The 23,368-nt window shown below is 63.9% G+C and carries 19 protein-coding genes and 1 pseudogene; 9 read left to right on the top strand and 11 right to left on the bottom strand.

The genetic code is table 11. The annotated features are described in order from the left end of the window. The first annotated feature begins 200 nt into the window (after window positions 1–200). From ACNPP0_RS20725 to ACNPP0_RS20735, 3 genes are read left to right on the top strand one after another with little or no spacing between them, the layout of a single operon-like run. Window positions 201–1,319, top strand: coding sequence for a Re/Si-specific NAD(P)(+) transhydrogenase subunit alpha (locus ACNPP0_RS20725; protein WP_448706878.1), 1,119 nt, complete (start codon window positions 201–203; stop codon window positions 1,317–1,319). A gap of 2 nt (window positions 1,320–1,321) precedes the next feature. Beyond that, window positions 1,322–1,645, top strand: a complete 324-nt coding sequence (locus ACNPP0_RS20730; protein WP_046805531.1) for an NAD(P) transhydrogenase subunit alpha part 2 — start codon at window positions 1,322–1,324, stop codon at window positions 1,643–1,645. Next, window positions 1,642–3,081 (top strand): NAD(P)(+) transhydrogenase (Re/Si-specific) subunit beta, encoded by a 1,440-nt coding sequence (locus ACNPP0_RS20735; RefSeq protein WP_046805532.1) that lies wholly within the window; start codon window positions 1,642–1,644, stop codon window positions 3,079–3,081. The genes ACNPP0_RS20730 and ACNPP0_RS20735 overlap by 4 nt, the downstream gene beginning before the upstream one ends. Before the next feature lie 82 nt (window positions 3,082–3,163). On the opposite strand, the gene glcF is transcribed toward ACNPP0_RS20735, so the two are convergent. The 6 genes from glcF to tldD form a co-directional block, all read right to left on the bottom strand. Beyond that, entirely contained in the window at window positions 3,164–4,396 is a 1,233-nt protein-coding gene (glcF, locus tag ACNPP0_RS20740) for a glycolate oxidase subunit GlcF (protein WP_332610321.1), read from the bottom strand. Between the two features lie 3 nt (window positions 4,397–4,399). Then, entirely contained in the window at window positions 4,400–5,506 is a 1,107-nt protein-coding gene (gene glcE / locus ACNPP0_RS20745) for a glycolate oxidase subunit GlcE (RefSeq protein ID WP_448706879.1), read from the bottom strand. A 12-nt stretch (window positions 5,507–5,518) separates the two neighbouring features. Beyond that, entirely contained in the window at window positions 5,519–7,018 is a 1,500-nt protein-coding gene (locus tag ACNPP0_RS20750; RefSeq protein WP_332610323.1) for an FAD-linked oxidase C-terminal domain-containing protein, read from the bottom strand. Between the two features lie 172 nt (window positions 7,019–7,190). After that, on the bottom strand, window positions 7,191–8,600 hold the full coding sequence (locus ACNPP0_RS20755) for an FAD-binding oxidoreductase (RefSeq protein WP_448706880.1): 1,410 nt from the start codon (window positions 8,598–8,600) through the stop codon (window positions 7,191–7,193). A 130-nt stretch (window positions 8,601–8,730) separates the two neighbouring features. Further along, the gene (aroG, locus tag ACNPP0_RS20760) at window positions 8,731–9,804 is read right to left on the bottom strand and encodes a 3-deoxy-7-phosphoheptulonate synthase AroG (protein ID WP_046805537.1); all 1,074 of its coding nucleotides are present in this window, start codon (window positions 9,802–9,804) and stop codon (window positions 8,731–8,733) included. A gap of 278 nt (window positions 9,805–10,082) precedes the next feature. After that, window positions 10,083–11,543, bottom strand: coding sequence for a metalloprotease TldD (gene tldD, locus ACNPP0_RS20765; protein WP_006218381.1), 1,461 nt, complete (start codon window positions 11,541–11,543; stop codon window positions 10,083–10,085). 812 nt (window positions 11,544–12,355) lie between these two features. On the opposite strand from tldD, the gene ACNPP0_RS20770 reads away from it, so the two are divergent. Next, complete coding sequence (locus ACNPP0_RS20770) at window positions 12,356–12,739, top strand: H-NS histone family protein (protein ID WP_104143230.1); 384 nt, start codon at window positions 12,356–12,358, stop codon at window positions 12,737–12,739. Window positions 12,740–12,826: 87 nt separating this feature from the next. Here the strand turns inward: ACNPP0_RS20770 and ACNPP0_RS20775 are convergent, their stop codons facing one another. Then, on the bottom strand, window positions 12,827–13,474 hold the full coding sequence (locus ACNPP0_RS20775) for a DUF4136 domain-containing protein (protein ID WP_332610854.1): 648 nt from the start codon (window positions 13,472–13,474) through the stop codon (window positions 12,827–12,829). 150 nt (window positions 13,475–13,624) lie between these two features. Here ACNPP0_RS20775 and pepN point away from each other — a divergent pair, with 150 nt between their 5' ends. Further along, window positions 13,625–16,330 carry an aminopeptidase N gene (gene pepN, locus ACNPP0_RS20780; protein WP_332610328.1) on the top strand — a complete coding sequence of 902 codons (2,706 nt, stop codon included), beginning with the start codon at window positions 13,625–13,627 and terminating at the stop codon, window positions 16,328–16,330. 10 nt (window positions 16,331–16,340) lie between these two features. Further along, window positions 16,341–17,360: a class 1 fructose-bisphosphatase gene (locus tag ACNPP0_RS20785; RefSeq protein WP_332610329.1), complete on the top strand. Its 1,020-nt coding sequence runs from the start codon at window positions 16,341–16,343 to the stop codon at window positions 17,358–17,360. An 88-nt stretch (window positions 17,361–17,448) separates the two neighbouring features. Here ACNPP0_RS20785 and ACNPP0_RS20790 read toward each other — a convergent pair whose 3' ends face one another. From ACNPP0_RS20790 to alaC, 4 genes are all read right to left on the bottom strand, one after another. Beyond that, window positions 17,449–17,670 carry a YgdI/YgdR family lipoprotein gene (locus tag ACNPP0_RS20790; protein ID WP_046805542.1) on the bottom strand — a complete coding sequence of 74 codons (222 nt, stop codon included), beginning with the start codon at window positions 17,668–17,670 and terminating at the stop codon, window positions 17,449–17,451. Between the two features lie 195 nt (window positions 17,671–17,865). Beyond that, window positions 17,866–19,275 (bottom strand): threonine synthase, encoded by a 1,410-nt coding sequence (gene thrC / locus ACNPP0_RS20795; protein ID WP_332610331.1) that lies wholly within the window; start codon window positions 19,273–19,275, stop codon window positions 17,866–17,868. Next, entirely contained in the window at window positions 19,272–20,576 is a 1,305-nt protein-coding gene (locus tag ACNPP0_RS20800) for a homoserine dehydrogenase (RefSeq protein WP_332610855.1), read from the bottom strand. The genes thrC and ACNPP0_RS20800 overlap by 4 nt, the downstream gene beginning before the upstream one ends. 47 nt (window positions 20,577–20,623) lie before the next feature. Then, entirely contained in the window at window positions 20,624–21,811 is a 1,188-nt protein-coding gene (gene alaC, locus ACNPP0_RS20805; RefSeq protein WP_006218372.1) for an alanine transaminase, read from the bottom strand. 328 nt (window positions 21,812–22,139) lie between these two features. Here alaC and ACNPP0_RS20810 point away from each other — a divergent pair, with 328 nt between their 5' ends. From ACNPP0_RS20810 to ACNPP0_RS20820, 3 genes and pseudogenes are all read left to right on the top strand, one after another. Continuing rightward, complete coding sequence (locus tag ACNPP0_RS20810; RefSeq protein ID WP_046805544.1) at window positions 22,140–22,601, top strand: Mth938-like domain-containing protein; 462 nt, start codon at window positions 22,140–22,142, stop codon at window positions 22,599–22,601. Then, the gene (locus ACNPP0_RS20815) at window positions 22,598–23,062 is read left to right on the top strand and encodes a peroxiredoxin (RefSeq protein ID WP_046805545.1); all 465 of its coding nucleotides are present in this window, start codon (window positions 22,598–22,600) and stop codon (window positions 23,060–23,062) included. The genes ACNPP0_RS20810 and ACNPP0_RS20815 overlap by 4 nt, the downstream gene beginning before the upstream one ends. A 56-nt stretch (window positions 23,063–23,118) precedes the next feature. Beyond that, a pseudogene (locus tag ACNPP0_RS20820) lies at window positions 23,119–23,368 on the top strand (PhoH family protein); the annotation flags it as partial.

Here is a 23,368-nt window from a genome sequence, read left to right on the forward strand (position 1 = left end):
CGGGCCGCCCCAAGGTGGGCCAGCCCCCTTGGGGGGCAGCAAGCGAATGCAATGAGCGCAGCGTGGGGGCAACGGCCCACCGCCGGGCCGCCCCAAGGTGGGCCAGCCCCCTTGGGGGGCAGCAAGCGAATGCAATGAGCGCAGCGTGGGGGCAACATTAGCGTGTATAACTACGGCGAACCTTCTGAGGAGAGGCGTCGATGCACATCGGGATACCCAAAGAGACCCGAGACGGGGAAACCCGTGTCGCAGCAACACCGGAGACCGTCAAGAAGTACGTAGGCGGCAAACACACCGTTGTCGTGGAGCGCGGGGCCGGCGTCGCCGCCCGTTATCTTGACGACGCCTACGAGGCCGCGGGAGCCACGCTGGGCTCTGCCCAGGGTGCCTTGGGCGCGGACCTCGTCATGAAGGTTCGCGCCCCCTCTTCCGATGAAGTGCCCCACATGAAGCGCGGGGCCGTCGTCATCGGCATGCTGGACCCGTTCGACGCCGAAGGCATCGAACAGATGGCCGCCGCCGGCCTGACCGGCTTTGCCCTGGAAGCCGCGCCCCGCATCACGCGCGCGCAAAGCCTGGATGTGCTGTCTTCTCAAGCCAACCTGGCCGGCTACAAAGCCGTGCTGCTGGCCGCGCACCACTATGGCCGGCTGATCCCCATGATGATGACCGCCGCCGGCACGCTCAAGGCCGCGCGCGCCGTGGTGCTGGGCACTGGCGTGGCCGGCCTTCAGGCCATTGCCACCGCCAAGCGCCTGGGCGCGGTCGTCGAGGCGTCCGACGTGCGCCCCGCCGCAAGGGAACAGGTTGAATCCCTGGGCGCCAAGTTCATCGACGTGCCTTTCGAAACCGACGAAGAACGCGAAATCGCGGAAGGCAAAGGCGGCTACGCGCGCGCCATGCCGCCCGGATGGATGGCGCGGCAGGCGGCGTTGGTGTCCGAACGCTGCAAGCAGGCCGACATCGTCATCACCACCGCGCTGATCCCGGGTCGCCCCGCGCCCACGCTGGTGTCGGCCGACACTGTCGCGGCCATGCGCCCCGGCTCGGTGTTGGTGGACCTGGCCGTCGAACGCGGCGGCAACTGCCCCCTGTCCGAACGCGGCAAGATCGTGGAAAAGCACGGCGTGACGATCGTCGGCCTGACCAACCTGCCCGGCCTGGTCGCCACCGACGCGTCCGCGCTCTACGCGCGCAACGTCATGGACTTCCTGAAGCTCATCATCAATGCGGACGGCGCGCTGGCGATTCAGCGCGACGATGAAATCGTGGCGGCCTGCCTGGTGTGCGAAGGCGGCAATGTGATGCAAAGGACCTGAACATGGAAGCGATCAACCCCACCCTGATGAACCTCATCATCTTCGTGCTGGCCATCTATGTCGGCTACCACGTTGTCTGGAACGTCACGCCCGCCTTGCACACGCCGTTGATGGCGGTCACCAACGCCATCTCCGCCATCATCATCGTGGGCGCCATGCTGGCGGCCGCGCTGACCGAAGGCGGCCTGGCGCGCGGCATGGGCGTGTTCGCCGTGGCGCTGGCGGCCGTGAACGTCTTCGGCGGCTTTCTGGTCACTCGGCGCATGCTGGAAATGTTCAAGAAAAAGGATCGCAAGCCGGGGCCGGGCAAGGAGGAAGCGAAATGATCTCGCTCAACCTCGTCACCCTGCTCTACCTGATTGCCTCCGTCTGCTTCATCCAGGCGCTCAAGGGGCTGTCGCACCCGACCACGTCCCGGCTGGGCAACGCCTTCGGCATGGCCGGCATGGCCATCGCCGTGCTGACCACGGCGGCGCTCATCATCGGGCTGGCGCGCGAAGGCACCGCCACCATCGGCCTGGGCTGGGTCCTGCTGGGCTTGCTGGTGGGCGGTTCCATCGGCACCTTGATGGCCCGCCGCGTCGAGATGACGAAGATGCCCGAACTGGTCGCCTTCATGCACAGCATGATCGGCCTGGCCGCGGTCGCCATCGCGGTTGCCGTCGTTGCCGAGCCGCACGCCTTCGGCATCGTTCCGGCCGGCATGCTGATTCCCACCGGCAACCGCTTCGAGCTTTTCATCGGCACATTCGTGGGCGCCATCACGTTCTCGGGCTCGGTCATCGCGTTCGGCAAGCTGTCGGGCAAGTACAAGTTCCGGCTGTTCCAGGGCGCGCCCGTCGTGTTCCCCGGCCAGCACATGCTGAACCTGGCGCTGGCATTGGTGATGCTGGGCTGCGGCCTGTGGTTCATGCTGACCCAGGAATGGACGCCCTTCATCATCATGACGCTGGTGGCCTTCGTGCTGGGCGTGCTGATCATCATCCCGATCGGCGGCGCGGACATGCCGGTGGTGGTGTCGATGCTGAACAGCTATTCGGGTTGGGCGGCAGCCGGCATCGGCTTTTCGCTGAATAACCCCATGCTGATCATTGCCGGCTCGCTGGTCGGGTCGTCCGGCGCCATCCTGTCCTACATCATGTGCAAGGCGATGAACCGGTCGTTCTTCAACGTGATTTTGGGCGGCTTCGGCGGCCAGGCCGGCAGCGCGGCCGATGCGGGCGCGGCGCAGCAGCGCAGCGTCAAGTCGGGCAGCGCGGACGATGCGGCATTCCTGATGACCAACGCCGAAAGCGTGACCATCGTGCCCGGCTACGGCCTGGCGGTGGCGCGCGCGCAGCACGCGCTGAAAGAACTGGCGACCAAGCTGACCGAACGCGGCGTGACGGTGAAGTACGCCATCCACCCCGTGGCGGGCCGCATGCCCGGCCACATGAACGTGTTGTTGGCCGAAGCCGAAGTGCCCTACGACCAGGTCTTCGAAATGGACGACATCAACAGCGAATTCGCGCAGACCGACGTCGTGCTGGTGCTGGGCGCGAACGACGTGGTCAATCCGGCAGCCAAGAACGACCCGAAGTCTCCCATCGCGGGCATGCCGATCCTGGAAGCCTACAAGGCGCGCACCGTCATCGTGAACAAGCGTTCCATGGCGTCCGGCTACGCCGGGCTGGACAACGAGTTGTTCTACATGGATCGCACGATGATGGTGTTTGGCGATGCCAAGAAGGTGCTTGAGGATATGGTGAAGGCGGTGGAATAAACCGCCCGGTGCAACGAACGCCTGGCGACGGGCGTTCGTTGCGCGCCATCGTCCGCGCTTGCGGCCGGCGCCTTTCGCCGCCCTACGCCGCCGCCTGGCGCAATTGATCGTCCACCACTTCCACCCAATGCCGCACCGGCGTGTCGGTGCCGCTTTGCAGATGGCCGATGCAGCCGATGTTGGCCGACAGGATCACATCGGGCCCGCCTGCGGCAATAGCCGTCAGTTTGCGGTCGCGCAGCTGCAATGCGATATCCGGATGCAGCACGGAATAAGCCCCCGCCGATCCGCAGCACAGATGCTTGTCGGCAAACGGCTGCAAATCGAAACCCAGATCCGCCAGCAACTGCTCGGATAGCGGTCGCAAGCCCTGCCAGTGCTGCAAGGTGCAGGGCGGGTGATACGCGGCCCGCGTGCCGCCGGGTAAACGCGCCCGCAGCTGCGCGGCATGCGGGGCGACAATTTCGGCCACGTCCTTGACGCGCGCAACGATGTCCGCGGCCTTCTGCGCGTACGCGGGATCGTGCTTTAAGTGATGCGCATATTCCTTGACCATGGCGCCGCAGCCGGATGCGTTCATGACGATGGCCTCGATCGTCCCGTCCTGTATCAGCGGCCACCATGCGTCCACATTGGCGCGCATCTGCGCCAACGCGGCGTCCTGCGCATCCAGATGGAAACTGACCGCGCCACAACACCCCGCGCCCGGCGCCAGCCGCGCGCCAATGCCCACGGCATCCAGCACGCGGATGGTGGCCGCGTCGATGGTAGGCATCATGGCCGGCTGCACGCAGCCGGTCAGCATCAGCACCTGGCGCGCATGCCCTGACACAACGGGCAAGGCGCCCGGGTCACGGCGCTCGGGCACCTTGCGCTTGAGCGCCTCGGGCAGCAGGGCGCGCATGGCCTGCCCCGCCTTCATCGCGGGCGCGAACATCGGCGACAACATGGCGCGACGCAACAGGTTTCGCTTGGTCTTGTCGGCCCACGAACGCGGCACGCGCTCGTCCACGATCTTGCGCCCGATATCGATCAGGTGACCATACTGAACGCCCGACGGGCATGTGGTTTCGCAATTGCGGCAGGTCAGGCAACGGTCCAGATGCTGTTGCGTGGACTGCGTGGGCTCGGCGCCTTCCAGCACCTGCTTGATCAGATAGATGCGCCCGCGCGGGCTGTCCAGTTCGTCGCCCAGCACTTGATACGTGGGACAGGTGGCGGTGCAGAAACCGCAATGCACGCAACGCCGCAAGATGGCGTCGGCTTCGTTGCCCAGGTCGGTATCGCGGGCCCAGGATGCCAGGTTGGTTTGCATGCGCTATAGCTCCAGAACCAGGCGGCCGGGGTTGAACAGGCTGGCCGGATCAAGCTCCTGCTTGAGCCGACGCGTGATCGCCGCGACGCCGGGCGCCAGCGGATGAAATACCCCGTCGAGCGGTGGCTTGCCGTTGCCGGGGCGGAACAAGGTGGCATGCCCGCCCAGCCGCGCGGCGACTTCGCGCAGTTCGGTGGCGTCACGTTGGCCGGACAGCCAGCGCTGGCCGCCCCCCCATTCGATCAGCGTGGGCCCCAGGCCCAATGCCGCGGCGGTGGGCGGCAGCGCAAGACGCCACAAAGGCCGGCCGGGGTGAAAAAATGGGTGCGTCTGCTCGCGCAACGAGCGCCACCACACCAAGGCGGCATCCGGCAGCAGCGGGTCTCCGCCGATGACGTGGCGTGCGCTGGCCAGCGCCGGCGGCGCGCCTGACAGCCGCACGTGCATGAGCCCTTCGCCCCCGTCATCATCGCCCGTCCAGCTGGTGGCGGAAATGGGCAACGGCTTGCCGCGCCACAGCGCAAAACTTGCCAGCGCCTGCGCCTGCGTGGCGGGCAGCACCAGCGTCAGTTCTTCCATGGGGCGCGGCACCACCTTCATCGACACATCAAGAATCGCGCCGAAGATGCCGTGCGACCCCGCCAACAAGCGCGACACGTCGTACCCCGCCACGTTCTTCATGACTTCGCCGCCGAACGACAGCATGCGCCCTTCCGAGTCCAGCAGCCGCGTGCCCAGGACAAAGTCGCGCAATGCGCCGGCGCTCATGCGGCGGGGGCCAGACAGGCCCGCCGCCACGCAGCCACCCACGGTCGCCGATTGCGCGAAGTGCGGCGGTTCAAACGCCAGCATCTGCCCGTTCTCGGCCAACACCGCTTCAAGCTCGGCCAAGGGCGTACCGGCGCGCACCGTCACCACCAGCTCGGATGGGTGATAGCTGACGATGCCGCGATACGGCGTCATGTCGAGCAGGCAGTGGCCGTCTTGCGGCGTGACCGGCCGATAGTTGCCGTAGAACGCCTTGCTGCCACCACCCATGACAAACAGCGGCTTGTGGCCGGCACGAGCCGTCATGACCTGGTCGCACAATTCCGACAGGACAAAATCCATAGGGGATGCGTCCTAGAAACGGGCGAGATCGGGGAAACGCAACTCGCCCGCATGGACGTGCATCTTGCCGTATTCGGCGCAGCGGGCCAGCGTGGGAATGACTTTTTCAGGATTCAGCAGGCACGGCGGGTCGAACGCCCGCTTGACCGCCAGGAACGCGTCGAGTTCTTCGCGAGAGAATTGCACGCACATTTGATTTATTTTCTCCATACCCACACCGTGCTCTCCGGTCACGGTGCCTCCTACCTGCACGCACAGCTCAAGAATCGCGGCGCCGAATTTCTCGGCGCGCTCGACCTCGTCCGGCTTGTTCGAATCGAACAGAATCAACGGATGCAAATTGCCGTCTCCCGCATGGAAAACGTTGGCGCATCGCAAGCCGAATTCGTCTTCCATCTGCTCGATGGCGCCCAACACGCGCGCCAGGTGCCGACGCGGAATCGTGCCGTCCATGCAGTAATAATCAGGCGACACGCGGCCAGCCGCCGGGAACGCGTTCTTGCGTCCCGCCCAGAATTTCAGGCGCTCGGCTTCCGACGTGGACACTTGGCAACGCGTTGCGCCGGCATCGCGAAACACCGCTTCCATCCGCGCGATTTCGTGCGCCACCTCGTCAGGGGTGCCGTCCGATTCGCACAGCAGGATGGCCTGGGCGTCCAGGTCATAGCCGGCGCGCACAAAGGGTTCGACCATATGCGTGGCGCGCCGATCCATCATTTCAAGCCCAGCAGGAATCATGCCCGCCGCGATGATCTGCGTGACGGCGTTGCCCGCCGCCTCGACGCTGGAAAAGCTGGCCATCACCACCTGCGCGCAAGCGGGCTTGGGGATCAGCTTGACGGTCACTTCAGTGACCACGCCCAGCATGCCTTCCGATCCGATGAAGATGGACAGCAGGTCCAGCCCCGGCGCGTCGGGAGCCTCGGAGCCCAGCTCGACGATGTCGCCGTCAATGGTGACGACCCGCACGCGCAGCACGTTGTGCACGGTCAGGCCGTACTTCAGGCAATGCACGCCGCCGGAATTTTCGGCCACGTTGCCGCCGATGGAGCAGGCGATCTGGCTGGACGGATCGGGCGCGTAATAAAGGCCATAGGGCGAGGCCGCTTCGGAAATGGCCAGGTTGCGCACGCCGGGCTGCACGATGGCGGTGGCGCTGGCCAGGTCGATATGCTTGATGCGATTGAATTTGGACAAGCCAAGCAGCACGCCCTGGCTATGCGGCATGGCGCCGCCCGACAAGCCGGTGCCTGCGCCACGCGCCACCAGCGGCGCATTCAGCCGCTTGCAGATCCGCATGACGGCTTGCACTTGTTCTTCGGTTTCAGGCAGGGCCACTACGGCCGGCAGCGCGCGATACAACGACAGGCCGTCGCACTCATAGGGACGGGTATCTTCTTCGCGGAACAATACGCAGTGCGCGGGCAACGCGGCCGACAACGCCTCGATGAGCTGCTGCAACGAATAAGGCGCCTGCACTTGTGCCAGGCCGGTTTCGACCAGTGAATTCATGAGCGCAACAATAGCGCGAGCGCACTATGAAAACAGGCCGGGATTTACCCGCATCCACGGGATGAATGCCGTGCCCGACTCGTAACGAGCAGTAATTGTGCGCTGTGCACGCGCAAAAAAGCCGACGGCAATACCGTCGGCTTCAGCGAAGGCAAGTGGCCCGCTTGACGTCTTACCAGGAGACGATCTTGCCCGGGTTCAGGATGTTGTTCGGATCAAAAGCGTGCTTCAGGCTACGCATCAGATCCAGCGCATCGTCGCCGTGCTCTTCCGCCATGAACTGCATTTTGTGCAGGCCCACGCCGTGTTCGCCGGTGCAGGTGCCGTCCGCCGCAATCGCGCGGCGAACCAGGTTGTGGTTGATGGTTTCCGACTCTTCCCATTCCTTCGGGTTGTCGGCGTCCAGCAGCATCAGTACGTGGAAATTGCCGTCGCCCACGTGGCCGACGATGGTGTACGGGAAGCTGGCGCGTTCCAGTTCTTCGACGGTGTCGCGCACGCAATCGGCCAAGCGCGAAATCGGTACGCACACGTCGGTGGTGCTGGCGCGGCAACCGGGGCGTAATTGCAGGCCCGCGAAATAGGCATTGTGGCGTGCCGTCCACAAGCGGCTGCGGTCTTCGGGGCGTTCGGCCCATTCGAAATCCATGCCGCCATGTTCGGCGGTAATTGCCTGCACGGTTTCGGCCTGTTCCTGCACGCCGGCCGGGCTGCCATGGAATTCAAACACCAGCAGCGGCGTTTCGCGCAGGCTCAGCTTGCTGTATTGGTTGACGGACCGCACGCTGGCGGCGTCCATGAATTCCACGCGCGCGATCGGCACACCCATCTGGATGATTTCGATCACGCTTTGCACGGCGTCGTCCAGCGTGGGGAAGTTGCAGACCGCCGCCGACACGGCTTCGGGCTGCGGGTACAGCCGCACGGTGACTTCGGTAATGATGCCCAACGTGCCTTCGCTACCGACGAAGATGCGCGTCAGGTCATAGCCCGCCGACGATTTGCGCGCGCGGCCCGCGGTGCGGATGATGCGGCCGTCGGCCGTCACCACCGTCAACGACATGACGTTTTCGCGCATGGTGCCGTAGCGCACGGCGTTGGTGCCGGATGCGCGCGTGGCGGCCATGCCGCCCAGGCTGGCGTCCGCGCCCGGGTCGATCGGGAAGAACAGGCCGGTGCTGCGAATTTCTTCGTTCAATTGCTTGCGCAGAACGCCGGCCTGCACCGTGGCGGTCAGGTCTTCGGCGTTGATCGCCAACACCTTGTTCATCTGCGACAGGTCCAGGCTGATGCCGCCCTGGATCGCCAGGATGTGGCCTTCCAGCGACGAACCGGCGCCATACGGAATCAACGGAACACGATGTTCATTGCACAGCTTTGCCACCGCGGCCACGTCTTCCGTGCTGTGCGCAAAGACCACGGCGTCGGGCAGCATGGCGGGATACGGGGACTCGTCGCGGCCATGATGCTCGCACACGGCCGAGGATTCAGACAGGCGGTCGCCAAAGCGCGCGCGCAAGGCGTCCAGACAGGCGGCCGGCACCGGACGGCGCAACGTTTCAGCGTGCAAGGGAGCATTCATGATCAGCGTGTTCTCTTGGAATTCGCGGCGGGCGCGGGTTCGTTAATCCGAATATTCTACGCCGCCACGCATGCTGCGCCGCAAACCGCCCCAGGAAGACGGCTTGCGACACGCCGGCGTGACGGGCCGCTTACTTGCCGGAGGTCAGCGCCACGCGGCGGCGTTCGCGCACGGCATGGGCCAGGCGTTCCAGCACGGCAACGGACGCGTCCCAATCGATGCAGCCGTCGGTAATGCTCTGGCCGTATACCAGGGGCTTGCCCGGGACCATGTCCTGACGGCCGCCCAACAGGTGGCTTTCCACCATGACGCCGATCAGCCGGGCGTCGCCCGCTTCCATCTGGCGCGCCACGTCGTCGATCACGCGGGGTTGGTTTTCGGGGTCCTTGCTGCTGTTCGCGTGGCTGGCGTCCACCATGATGCGCTGGGCCAAGCCCGCCTTGGACACGTCCTGGCAGGCGGCGTCCACGCTGGCCGCGTCGTAGTTCGGCGTTTTGCCGCCGCGCAGGATGACGTGGCAGTCCTCGTTGCCGGCGGTGGACACGATCGCCGAATGGCCGCCCTTGGTCACCGACAGGAAATGGTGCGGCTGCGACGCGGCCTTGATCGCGTCGACCGCGATCTTCACATTGCCGTCCGTGCCGTTCTTGAACCCCACCGGACACGACAACCCGGATGCCAGTTCGCGGTGCACCTGGCTTTCCGTCGTGCGTGCCCCGATCGCCCCCCAGGAGACCAGATCCGCGATGTACTGCGGCGTAATCATGTCCAGGAACTCGCAGCCGGCCGGCAAGCCCAGGCTGTTGATATCCAGCAGCAGTTCCCGCGCCACGCGCACGCCCTTGTTGATGTCGAAGCTGCCGTCCAGGTCCGGATCGTTGATCAGGCCTTTCCAGCCCACCGTGGTACGCGGCTTTTCGAAATACACGCGCATCACGATTTCCAGATCGGCGCTGAGGCGGTCACGCACCGGCTTCAAACGCTTCGCATATTCGATGGCGGCGCGCGTGTCGTGAATCGAGCAGGGGCCGATCACGACGATCATGCGGTCGTCCATGCCGTGCAGGATGCGGTGCATGCCCTGGCGTGCGGCGAACACGGTGTCGCCCGCCTCTTTGGTGCATGCAAACTCGCGCATCACGTGCGCGGGCGGATTCAGTTCCTTGATTTCTCGGATGCGAAGGTCGTCGGTATTGTGTGACACGGTACTGCTCCTGGGTTGCCCGCCAACGGGTCCAAATCCGATCGGTGGTTTCCGATCCCGGCGGCACAAAAAAAGCCGCCAGTTCGCTGGCGGCTTTTTTGGGGGGATTCTTTCCAAACTTCAGATTGAGTGCGTCCCTTCCTCCGCCAGCGGCTTCAGAAAACCATAAAAATAAAAGGTAAAGGCGGGGGACGCGAATTTCATGGGAAACGACTCTAGCACAAAACATTCGGGCCGTCACATCGTTTTTTGACGACGGTGGCGGCCCGATTTGACGTTCAGGCGGTACCGCCGACGGTCAGCCCTTCCATGCGCACGGTCGGCATGCCCACGCCCACCGGTACGCTTTGGCCGTCCTTGCCGCAAGTGCCCACGCCGGAATCCAGCTGCAGATCGTTGCCGATCATCGTGACGCGGGTCATGGCGTCGGGGCCGTTGCCGATCAACGTGGCGCCCTTGACCGGGTAGGTCACCTTGCCGTCTTCGATCATGTAGGCCTCGGATGCCGAAAACACGAACTTGCCGCTGGTGATGTCGACCTGGCCGCCGCCGAAATTGACGGCGTACAGGCCGCGCTTGACCGACGACACGATTTCTTCGGCGGGCTTGTCGCCGGCCAGCATGTACGTGTTGGTCATGCGGGGCATCGGCAGATGCGCAAACGATTCGCGGCGGCCGTTGCCGGTGGCGGCGGTTTTCATCAGGCGCGCGTTCAGCGTGTCTTGCATGTAGCCGCGCAGAATGCCGTCTTCGATCAGCACATTGCGCTGCGTGGCATTGCCTTCATCGTCGATGTTGAGCGAACCGCGGCGGTCGGGCAGCGTGCCGTCGTCGACCACGGTGACGCCCTTGGACGCCACGCGCTCGCCGATGCGGCCGGAAAACACGCTGGAGCCCTTGCGGTTGAAATCGCCTTCCAGCCCGTGGCCCACGGCCTCGTGCAGCAGGATGCCGGGCCAGCCGGACCCCAGCACCACCGTCATCTCGCCGGCGGGCGCCGGGCGCGCCTCAAGGTTGACCATGGCTTCATGCACGGCGCGTTCGACGTAGCCTTGCAGCATTTCGTCGGTGAAGTAGGCCAGGCCCAAACGCCCACCGCCGCCGGCATGACCCATCTCGCGGCGGCCGTTGCGTTCGGCGATCACGGTCAGCGACAGGCGCACCAGCGGGCGCACGTCGGCGGCCAGACGGCCGTCGCTGCCCGCCACCAGCACCACGTCATATTCGGCGCCCAGCCCGGCCATCACCTGAATGACATGCGGGTCGCGTGCGCGCGCCATGCGCTCGATGCGTTCTAGCAGCGCCACCTTTTCCGGCGCGCTCAACGTGGCGACGGGGTCGATGTCGGCGTACAGGCTGCGACCCATCTCGGCTTCGACCTGGGCGGCTACCTTGACCTTGCCGGCTCCGCGGCGGGCAATGCCGCGCACAGCGTGAGCCGACGACAGCAACGCGTCGGCCGACAGCGAATCGGAATAGGCGAAGGCGGTTTTCTCGCCGCTGACGGCACGCACGCCGACGCCCTGGCTGATGGAAAAGCTGCCGGTCTTGACGATGCCCTCTTCCAGACTCCATCCCTCGCTGCGCGTGTACTGAAAGTACAGGTCGGCGTAATCGACCTTGTGGGTGAAGATCTCACCCAGGGCGCGCGCCATATCCGCTTCGGTCAGGCCCCAGGGGTCAAGCAAAAGCGATTTGGCGGTGGCAAGGGAAGCGATAGCGGGATCAGTGATTTTCATAGGCTCTATTCAGGGGGCATCGGCGCGGCACGGGCGCACGCGTTGCGTGGATGCACAAGACCGTATCGTACCGCTGACCGGCCCCCCTCGTCCCGACTTTGGCATGACGGCGGCGTCCGAGGGGGTGAAAGATTATTCACGCGTGAATAAATATGGGGCCGTTGGATTAAGTATCAAGTTAAGCGAAACAACTAAATATTGTTTCACCACATAACAGTCCGGATTGCGCCGCCACCCGCGCGGGCCCGTGCCAACGCTCTTGGCATACAAGAATGAGAAATACCGCGGATTGGTCTGACAAGCGTTGATCAAAATGCCGAAACTCGACCCGGAAGACGCCCTAATTCCCCATATCAATCCGCTGATCCGGCAATGCCAAAATGCATAGCAGCCGCATTGCACGCGCACCGAGTGCCAATTCTGTCATCCACTATGGGTCGTAAATGGGGGTTGCGGGACACGCCTTTAAATCGGCAACAGCCGCGAGGATAAATCGGCGGGCCCCCGACACAAACCGCGATTCTTTCGCTAATTGAAACAAATGGCACCGGGAACAGGCCCCGTTTGCGGGATTCGTCCGCCTTGTGAACCAAATCCGCGCTTGTTTCAAATCGTCCTAGATTTGGGAATATCCTTCCCAAAAGTTGTTCCCGGCCAAAGCCCGCATACCGACAGGCCTTGCGGCTCTTTTGATACAAAGTAATTAGCTCGAAAATAGAGAAGTCAAGCCGCAATTTATGTATTATGCGAAGCACAACAATTAAACATTACTTCGCCGGCGATTAAAGCAGTTCCATAATCAGGAATAAACCATGGCCCGAGAAACATACGCAGCTCTGCAAGCAAAGATCGAGAAGGAAATCAACAAGCTTCAAAAGAAGGCGGAAGTCCTCCAAACGAAGCGTCGCAAGCCCGTGATCACGTCCATCATCACGTCCATGCGCGAATACGACATCACCCCGGAAGAGATCATTGCGGCATACGGTTCGGGCAAGCCCGCCCGCGTGGCGCCTGGTGGCCGCCGCAAGGCTGGCGCGGCTGCGCGTCCCGCCACGGCTGCCAAGCGTGCCGTTGCCCCGAAGTATCGTCACCCGCAAACGGGCGAAACCTGGAGCGGCCGTGGCAAAGCCCCGCGCTGGCTCGCCGCTGAAGAAGCCGGCGGCGCGACACGCGACAGCTTTCTTATCAAAGAATAAAACCTATTCTGTAGTAAGAAATAAATCGGCGCACCAATCTGGTGCGCCGATTTATTTTGAAATTCAGCGCCAAAGCGCCGTCAAGGCTTACTGAAGCGGGAACTGAATTTCGCGTTCCGCCCCATTATTGCCGGGGAAATTGTCGAATATCGCGCGTACCAGATAGGGCATGGTGCGCATGAAATCATCGCCCTGACTAAGTATGAAGGCCGTCGACCGGTAAACCTCGGCACCCCCACGTTGGGTGTCCCGAATCTTCAAGCTCAGTGTGTTGCGTTGCACCGCCATGGGCACATCCACCCATTCCGGCCCCCAGTACCCATAGGCGCCGCCCCAGGGACGAGGCCCGTAAAAGCCGCCATATCCGCCATAGCCATAGCCGCCATAGAAGTACGGATCGTAGGCCCGGCGCACCATTACCTGGGTCTGGCTGGTGCCATAGGTAAATGACACATCGAAGCGCCCCTTGGCACCGGGCTGGGCTTCGACCAAACCGGTTGCGCCGATGCCGGCGCGCACCATGTCCTGATAGGACTGGTATTCCAGATTATTCAGTTGATTCGGGTCCGCAGCCACGAATTGGTAAGTCTGTCCTTCAACGCCGGCGGGCCATTGCTGGAACGAAGTCACTCGCGCGGAAACGGACGGCGCGGCACAACCGGCCAGTGCCAGCGTTGCCGCGACGGCCGTTAATCCTGCCCAACGGCCCACACTGAACAACGACTTTCGGAACATTTTGCGACTCCTGTTGCGCGCGACGGCGCCATCATACTGAGCTTTGACTATGCCCACGGCAAAAAGTTTGCCGTAGTCCGCACGCCCCAGACTGCGCGCCGCGCCCACCCACTACAATAGACCCCTCGTTCAAACCAGGACTGCAACTCCATGCGCACCGACACGCCCATTACCGTTTATCGCAAGGATTACCAGCCCTACCCCTACGACATTCCCGAAGTCGCTTTGGCCTTCGACCTGGCGCCGGACGCCACCGAAGTGCGCTGCACGATGCACGTGCAACGCAAGCCCGGCGCCAGCGCCGACGCCGCCTTGATCCTGGACGGAGAAGACCTGGAACTCGTGTCGGTAGCGGTCAACGGCGCCACACTGGACGCCGACGCCTATCACCTGTCCGAGCACAGCCTGGCCATTTACGGCCTGCCCGCCGACGCCACGGTCGACGTCGTCAGTCGCTGCAATCCTTCCGCCAACTCCACGCTGATGGGCCTGTATGTGTCCGGCGGCAATTTCTTCACGCAATGCGAGGCCGAGGGCTTTCGCCGCATCACCTGGTTTGCCGACCGCCCCGACGTGATGTCGCGCTACCGCGTGACGCTGCGCGCGCAACCGCAATACCCCGTGCTGCTGTCCAACGGCAACCTGATGGCATCGCGCCAGTTGCCCGACGGCCGCAACGAAGTCGAATGGGAAGACCCGTTCCCCAAGCCCTGCTACCTGTTTGCGCTGGTGGCCGGCAACCTGACGCACCGTGAAACCACCGTCAAGACGGCCAGTGGCCGCGACGTGCTGCTTCAGGTGTACAGCGACCCCGGCTCTGAAACCAAGACCGAATGGGCTCTGGATTCGCTGGTGCGCGCGCTGCGCTGGGATGAGACCCGCTTCGGCCTGGAATTGGATCTGGACCGCTTCATGATCGTCGCCGTCCATGACTTCAACATGGGCGCGATGGAAAACAAGGGCTTGAATATCTTCAACGCCGCCTACGTGCTGGCCGACGCCGACAGCGCCACCGACGCCAACTACGAAGGCATCGAATCCGTCATCGGCCATGAATACTTCCACAACTGGACGGGCAACCGCGTCACGTGCCGCGATTGGTTCCAGCTGAGCCTGAAAGAAGGGCTGACGGTTTTCCGTGACCAGGAATTCAGCGCCGACATGATGGCGCACGACATGGATGCCGCCGCCGCCACCAGCGCGCGCGCCGTCAAGCGTATCGATGACGTGGTAGCCCTGCGCGCCGCCCAGTTCCCGGAAGATGCCGGCCCCATGGCCCACCCCATCCGCCCCGAGAGCTACCAGGAAATCGGCAACTTCTATACGGCAACCGTGTACGAGAAAGGCGCCGAAGTCATCCGCATGCAGCACACGCTGCTGGGCGAAGAGGGTTTCCGCGCCGGCATGGACGAGTATTTTCGCCGCCACGACGGCCAGGCCGTCACCTGCGACGACTTTGTCGACGCCATGGAATCCGTCTATGTGCGCCAGCACCCGGGCCGCGACCTGTCGGTGTTCCGCCGCTGGTACCGTCAGGCCGGCACGCCGCGCGTGGCCGTCAAGCTTGAACACGATGCCGCCACCCGCCGCTGCACGGTCACGCTGACCCAGCAATGCCAGCCCGTGGGCGTCGAGAAAAAAGCCGGCGCCGACTACGTCAAGGCGCCGTACCACATCCCGTTTGCGATCGGCCTTCTGGACCAGGACGGCCACGCGCTGCCGCTGCGTCACGACGGCGCCACCCGCGACACCGCCCTGCTGGAACTGACCACGCCCACCCAGCAATGGGTGTTCGAAGATATCGCCGAGCGGCCCGTGCCGTCGTTGTTGCGCGATTTCTCGGCCCCCGTCATCGTCGACTACGACTGGACCGACGAAGAACTGGCGCTGCTGTCCGCGCATGACACCAACCCCTTTGCCCGCTGGGAAGCCGGCCAGGAACTGGCCACGCGCCAGATCCTTGCCTTGGCCGAAGCCCGCCAGGCCGGGCGCACGCTGCACGCGGACGCCGCATTCATCAACGCGTGGCGCGCACTGCTGACCGACCCGGCCCTGGACGCCGCCTATCGCGCACGCGCGCTGGCCCTGCCGTCCGAGAAGACGCTGGCCGAACGCATGCAGGCAGTGGACCCGCCCGCGCTGGCCGTGGCCCGGGACTTCCTGCGCGCCGAACTCGGCCGTCAACTGGCCACGGAATTGCGCCAGACGTTCGAACAGAACCAGACGCCGGGCGAATACAGCCCCGCGCCGGTGCCAGCCGGCAAGCGCGCCCTGAAGAATCTGGCCTTGAGCCATCTGCTGGCGGCCGGCGAACACGACGCCCAGCGTCTGGCCGAGCATCAGTACGAGCACGCCGGCAACATGACCGACAGCATGGCCGCGCTGTCCGCGCTGATCAATTACGGCCAGGGCGACTTCCCGCAGGAAGCGCTGGCGGCGTTCTATGACAAGTGGCGCGACAACCCGCTGGTAGTAGACAAGTGGTTTGCCTTGCAGGCGGCCGCGCGTTCGACCACGGTGCATACCGCCCGCGAACTCATGACGCACCCCGCCTTCACGTTGCGCAACCCCAACCGCGCCCGCGCGCTGATTTTCCAGTTCTGCCTGAACAATGCGCGCGGCATGCATCACCCGGATGGTTCCGGTTATGCGTTCTGGGCCGAGCAGGTGCTGGCGCTGGACGCTCTGAACCCCGAAGTCGCGGCCAGGCTGGCGCGCGCGCTGGACAACTGGTCGCGCTTCGTGCCGGCCCTGCGCACGCCCATGCAGGCCGCGCTGCAACAAGTGCGCGCCCATGCAGGGCTGTCGCGCAACGTGCAGGAAATCGTATCCAAGGCTTTAGAATTCGCAGCATAGGGAGACCCTCTTGAAACGTAAAACACTTACTCAATACCTGGTGGAGCAACAACGCTCTGCCCAAGCCCTGGCGCCGGAAGTCCGGCTGCTGATCGAAGTGGTCGCGCGCGCCTGCAAGGCGATTAGCCACGCCGTCAGCAAGGGCGCGCTGGGCGGCGTCCTGGGCAGCCTGGAAAGCGAAAACGTCCAAGGCGAAGTGCAGAAGAAGCTGGACGTCCTGTCCAACGAAATCCTGCTTGAAGCCAACGAATGGGGCGGCCACCTGGCGGCCATGGCCTCGGAAGAAATGGAGACCATCCATTTGATTCCGAACCGCTACCCCAAGGGCGAATACCTGCTGTTGTTCGATCCCCTGGATGGTTCGTCCAACATCGACGTCAACGTCTCCATCGGCACCATCTTCTCGGTGCTGCAAGCCCCGCACAACGTGTCGGGCGCTCCGGTCTGCGAAGACGATTTCCTGCAACCCGGCAACAAGCAGGTCGTGGCCGGTTATGCCGTCTATGGCCCGCAGACCATGCTGGTGCTGACCATCGGCAACGGCGTGGTCGGCTTCACGCTGGACCGCGAGATGGGCTCGTGGGTGCTCACGCACGAGAATATCCGCGTGCCGGAAGACACCAAGGAATTCGCCATCAACATGTCGAACAGCCGCCACTGGGCACCGCCCGTCAAGCGCTACGTCGACGATTGCCTGGCCGGCACCACGGGCCCCCTGGGCAAGGACTACAACATGCGCTGGATCGCCTCGATGGTGGCAGACGTGCATCGCATCCTGACCCGTGGCGGCATCTTCATGTACCCCTGGGATGCCCGCGAACCCGGCAAGGCCGGCAAGCTGCGCCTGATGTATGAAGCCAACCCGATGAGCTTCCTGGTCGAACAGGCCGGCGGCGCCGCGATCAACGGCGTCCAGCGCATCATGGACATCCAGCCGGACAAACTGCACCAGCGCGTCAGCGTGATCCTGGGCTCGAAGAACGAAGTGGAACGTGTGGGCCGCTACCACGCCGAAGAAGCGGCGAAGTAATGCCGCGCTGAAAAGCAAAACGCGGAAAGCAAAAAGCCCCTTGATTGCTCAAGGGGCTTTTTTTATTGCGCTCGGGGCGCAACGGCGGTCACTTGACCTCTTCGATGGACTTTACGTCGTCCTTGTTGATCTGGACTTTCTTGCCGTCCTTGTCGTATTCATACATGCCGGACTTTTTGTCGTAAGACGGCGAATCGGGCGTCACGGTCGAGCTACCGTCCCGTTGCTGAATGACCGAGGGCGACGAGCATCCGGCCAGCACCCCAACTCCGGTCACCACCAGGGCCAACGTCATGGTCTTCAGGTTCATGGGCGTGTTCTCCAAGTGTGAATAGGTGATCCCACTGTATCGGGAACCTGGCCCCGATATCGTGTCGGGTTGTCGGCAAATTGCGAAAGAACGTAAACCCGGCAACCCACATCGTAAAAAAACCCCTCACGGGCCAGCCCGTGAGGGGTTTTACGCTTACATAAACCGCAAGCCGTTACAGGTCGGCGCAGGGGTTCAGACCTTGGCGTTGGCCTCGATGAAGCGGCGCACCTCGGCCATCGTGCAGTCCATGACCTGTACCCGCTGCGGCAGCGACTCCAGGTTGGCCAGGTTGCCCGGCGGCGTGGCCGGCCGGCCCAGCGCCTCTTCGATGGTTTCGGAGAACTTGGCCGGCAAGGCCGTTTCCAGCACCAGCATCGGCACGCCGGGCTCGACGAAGTCGCGCGCCACCTTCACGCCATCGGCGGTGTGCGGATCGACCAGCACGCCGGTCTCGTCGTACAAGGACCGGATGGTGGCCAGGCGCGCCTCGTGCGAGCTTTGGCCGGAAACGAAGCCGTAGCGCGATTCGAACTGCGGCTTCAGGTCGGACAAGTCAAACGAACCGTCTTGCGCCAAGGTCGTCCACAGCGCCTTCACGCGGGAGGCGTCGCGGCCCACCAGGTCGAAAACGAAGCGTTCGAAGTTGGACGCGCGCGAAATATCCATCGACGGACTGGACGTGGCGTACGTCTGCTCGGCCGGACGCGGGCGGTAGATGCCCGTGCGGAAGAACTCTTCCAGCACGTTGTTTTCGTTCGTGGCCAGCACCAGGCGGCGCACCGGCAAGCCCATGCTGCGCGCGATGTGGCCCGACAGGATGTTGCCGAAGTTGCCCGACGGCACCGCAAACGAGACCTGCTGGCCCGGCTTGTCGGTGGCGCGCAACCAGCCGTGGAAGTAGTACACAACCTGGGCGGCGATGCGCGCCCAGTTGATCGAGTTGACGGCGCCCAGGCGGTACTTCGTCTTGAAACCCAGGTCGCTGGCCAGCGCCTTGACGATGTCCTGCGCTTCGTCGAACACGCCGCGCACCGCGATGTTGTGGATGTTTTCGTCTTGCAGCGAATACATCTGTGCGCGCTGGAAGGCGCTCATGCGGCCATGCGGCGACAGCATGAACACGGCCACGCCCTGCTTGCCGCGCAATGCGTATTCGGCCGCCGAGCCCGTGTCGCCCGAGGTCGCGCCCAGGATGTTCAAGGTGGTGCCGCGCTTGGCCAGCGTGTATTCAAAGACCTGGCCCAGGAACTGCATGGCCATGTCCTTGAACGCCAGCGTCGGCCCCTCGGACAAGCCCAGCAGCGACAGGCCACCGTCCAGGGGGCGCAGCGGCACGATATCTTCGCTGTTGAAGATCTCTTGCGTGTAGGCCGCGCGCGTCAGGCGGCGCAGGTCTTCGGCGGGAATGTCGGTGGCAAACAGTGACAGCACTTCGAACGCCAGGTCGGCGTAGGACAAGCCGCGCCACGATTCCAGCGTTTGCTCGGACACCTGCGGCAGTTGTTCCGGCACGGCCAGGCCGCCGTCGGGCGCCAGGCCTTCCAGCAGGATGTCGGAAAAGGGCTGGGCGGCCATGCCGCCTCGGGTCGAGACGTATTTCATGTCAGGTTCTCCACGCGCAAACGGGTGACCTTGGACCGCACGAACGGCATCGCTTCGATGCGCTCGATGGCCTGATTGATGTTGCCTTCCACGGCTTCATGCGTCAGGAAGATGATGTCGGCGCCGCCGATGTGCGAGGGCTGCTGGATCATCGAACCGATCGAGATCGAGCGGTCGGCCAGAATACGGGCGATGTCGGCCAGCACGCCCGGCTGATCGTCCACGCGCAGGCGCAGGTAATACGACGTGCTGACCAGTTCGATCGGCAGGATCGGCGTGTCGGACATGGCATCGGGCTGGAACGCCAGATGCGGCACGCGGTTGCCTGGGTCGGCGGTGTGCAGGCGCGTCACGTCGACCAGGTCAGCCACCACGGCAGATGCGGTGGGCTCTTCGCCCGCGCCCTGGCCGTAATACAGCGTGGGGCCGACGGCATCGCCCTTGACCAGCACGGCGTTCATCGCGCCTTCGACATTGGCCAGCAGGCGCTCGGACGGCACCAGCGCGGGATGCACGCGCAGTTCGATGCCGTCGGGACGACGCTTGGTCACGCCCAGCAGCTTGATGCGGTAGCCCAGGCGCTCGGCATGTTCGATATCTTCGGCGGCCAGCTGCGAGATGCCTTCGATGTAGGCGCGGTCAAATTGCACCGGCACGCCAAAGGCCAGCGAGGCCAGCAGCGTCAGCTTGTGCGCGGCGTCCACGCCTTCGACGTCGAACGTGGGGTCGGCTTCGGCGTAGCCCAGGCGCTGGGCTTCGGCCAGCACGTCGGCGAACGGCAACCCGCGCGAGCGCATTTCCGACAGGATGAAGTTGGTGGTGCCGTTGATAATGCCCGCCACCCACTGGATGCGGTTGGCCGTCAGGCCTTCGCGTATCGCCTTGATGATGGGGATGCCGCCGGCCACCGCGGCTTCGAACGTAACCATCACGCCGCGCTCGTACGCAGCGGCGAAGATCTCGTTGCCATGCTTGGCCAGCAGCGCCTTGTTGGCGGTGACGACATGCTTGCCGTTGGCGATGGCCTGCATCACCAGTTCCAGCGCCAGCGTGTCGCCGCCGATCAGTTCAACCACGATGTCGATTTCGGGGTCGCAAACCAGCGCATGGACGTCGGTATCGACCAGGATCGAGTCACCCACGCGGGCGCGCGCCTTGGCCACATCGCGCACGGCGGCGCGGGTGACTTCGATGCGGCGGCCGGCGCGACGCGCGATTTCTTCCGCGTTGCGCGACAGCACGGTCCACGTGCCGCCGCCAACAACGCCAAGACCAAGCAGGCCCACCTTCATGGGACGCATCGCGCCGCCCTCGGGGGCTTGCGCGGCGGGTGAGCGTTCAGGGGTATTCATTTCAGCAATCCGTCCTTGCGGAACATATCTTTGATGCCGCGCACCGCTTGGCGGGTGCGCTGCTCGTTTTCGATAAGAGCGAAGCGTACGTAGTCGTCGCCATACTCGCCGAAGCCGATCCCGGGGGACACGGCCACTTTCGCATCCGACAGGACACGCTTGGCAAATTCCAAAGAGCCCATCGCCCGGTAGGGCTCGGGGATCTGCGCCCAGATATACATGGACGCCTTGGGAATTTCCACATTCCAACCTGCTTCGTGCAGGCCGCGCACGAGCACGTCGCGGCGGCTTTGGTATTGGGCCACGATCTCGCTCACGCAATCCTGCGGGCCGTCCAGGGCGGCGATGGACGCCACCTGGATCGGCGTGAACGTACCGTAGTCGTGATAGCTCTTGATGCGCGCCAGCGCGTTGACCAGCTCGCGGTTGCCCACCATGTAGCCGATGCGCCAGCCCGCCATGTTGTAGCTCTTGCTCATCGTGAAGAACTCGACGGCCACATCGCGCGCGCCCGGCACCTGCATGATGGACGGCGCCACGTAGCCGTCGAACGTGATGTCGGCGTAGGCCAGGTCATGCACGACCAGGATGTCGTGTTCCTTGGCCAACGCCACCACGCGTTCGAAGAACGACAGGTCCACGCACTGTGCGGTCGGGTTGCTGGGAAAGCCCAGCACCATCATCTTGGGCTTCGGGATGGATTCGCGCACCGCGCGTTCCAGCTCTTCGAAGAAATCGACGCCGGGCGTCATGCGCACCGAGCGGATGTTGGCGCCGGCAATCACCGCGCCATAGATGTGGATCGGGTAGCTGGGGTTGGGCACCAGCACCGTGTCGCCGCGATCCAGCGTGGCCAGCATCAAGTGGGCCAGGCCTTCTTTGGAGCCGATGGTGACGATGGCTTCGGAATCCGGATCGAACTCCACCGCGTAGCGGCGCTGGTACCAATCACAGATCGCCTTGCGCAGACGCGGAATGCCCTTGGACACCGAATAGCCGTGGGTGGTGGGACGCGACGTGGCCTCCACCATCTTGTCGACGATGTGCTTGGGGGTGGCACCGTCCGGGTTGCCCATGGACATGTCGATGATGTCCTCGCCCCGCCGCCGCGCCGCCATCTTGAGCTCGCCAGTAATGTTGAAAACGTACGGGGGCAAACGCTCGATGCGAGAGAACTTCCTCATGATGGGAATCCTTAGGGGCGGAAAGGGCGAAAAAACCAGGGCGCGGTCGCGCGAAGGGGAAAGGGGCTTAAAGCCGCGCCAGCACACGATTGCAGCGCAGCAAAACCCTGTAATCTAGCGCAACGACGGCCATGCGGCAAATGGGGCAAAAACGGGTCCGTTTCCCCATTGAAAAGACAGGCTTTTTTTGCCCTGTTCATACGCGCCAAAAACCACGTTGTTGCAAGGCAGGGAATCCGCTTATACCGTCAAGCAACGAAGCCCCCAACACTGCAACCCATGGCGAGTTTGATGCGCTATCATCAAGCCCATAAAGCCGGAGTTTTTATTGAAGCTGCATACTGATCCTGCGACGGCCGCCCTGAACACCGTGACTGCTTACGGTGAGGGGTATATCGAGGTCAACCAAGTTCGTTTTTCCTCGTCGGTCGCATTTGGCCCCGAAGGCGAAGTTACCGAATGGCCTGTTGACTCGCCGGCCGACATCACCTCTACCCTGTTGCACCAGGCGGCCGGTTTGACCGAGCCCGTCCGCGACCCGATGGCTTTTCTGGATGAACCGGAAGCCAGCCCCAGCCGCCCGGCCAATGCGCCCGAGGTATTGCTGGTAGGCACGGGCGCCCGGCAACAGTTCCTGCGTCCCGAAGTGTTGCGTCCCCTGTTGGCCATGGGAATCGGCGTCGAGATCATGGACACGCACGCCGCCTCTCGCACCTACAACATCCTGATGGCGGAGGGCCGGCGCGTGGTCGTCGCCCTCATCCCACCCAATGGAGATCCACAGAAATGACGCCCAGCATCGGCAAGCCCGCCCCGCAATTCACCGCGGAAAGCACGATTGGTCCGATCAGCCTGGAACAATGCCAGGGCCGTGCCGTGATCCTGTATTTTTACCCCAAGGACAACACGCCTGGCTGCACCACCGAAAGCCAGGACTTCCGCGACCTGCACGCCGACTTCCTGGCGGCCAGCGCGGTGGTCATCGGAATCTCGCGCGACTCGCTCAAGTCGCATGAGAACTTCAAGGCCAAGTACGAACTTCCTTTCCCGCTCATCTCCGACGCCGACGAAACCGTGTGCAATCTGTTCGGCGTCATCAAGCAGAAGAATATGTACGGCAAGCAGGTGCGAGGCATCGAGCGCAGCACCTTTTTGATCGACGCCTATGGCGTGCTGGTGCAGGAGTGGCGCGGGGTGAAGGTCCCGGGCCACGCCAAGGAAGTCCTGCAGGCCGCGAAAAGTATCGGTTAGCCGTACAGGAATACCCGTCAGGCGCTATTGCCGGCCCACCCTGGAGAGTGACGCATATGCCGCTTCCGAAGTTGCCCACCCGCCCCGCAGCCATCCTGACCTTCCCCTCGGGCGAATCCGCCCGGGCGCAGGCCCGCACCACCAAGACTGCCGCTGCGCAGTCCAGCACCCAAGCCGCGCTTGCCGACGACGATGACGAGCTGCTTGTGCAGCCCGAACTTGACGGCATGGCCGAGCCGGCACGCAAGGCGCAGATCCCCGCGCCCGCCCGCCAGGTTCCTCCGCCCGCCCCCGCCGCCCCTGCGA

The sequence above is a fragment of the Achromobacter semiaridum genome (genome assembly GCF_053543755.1).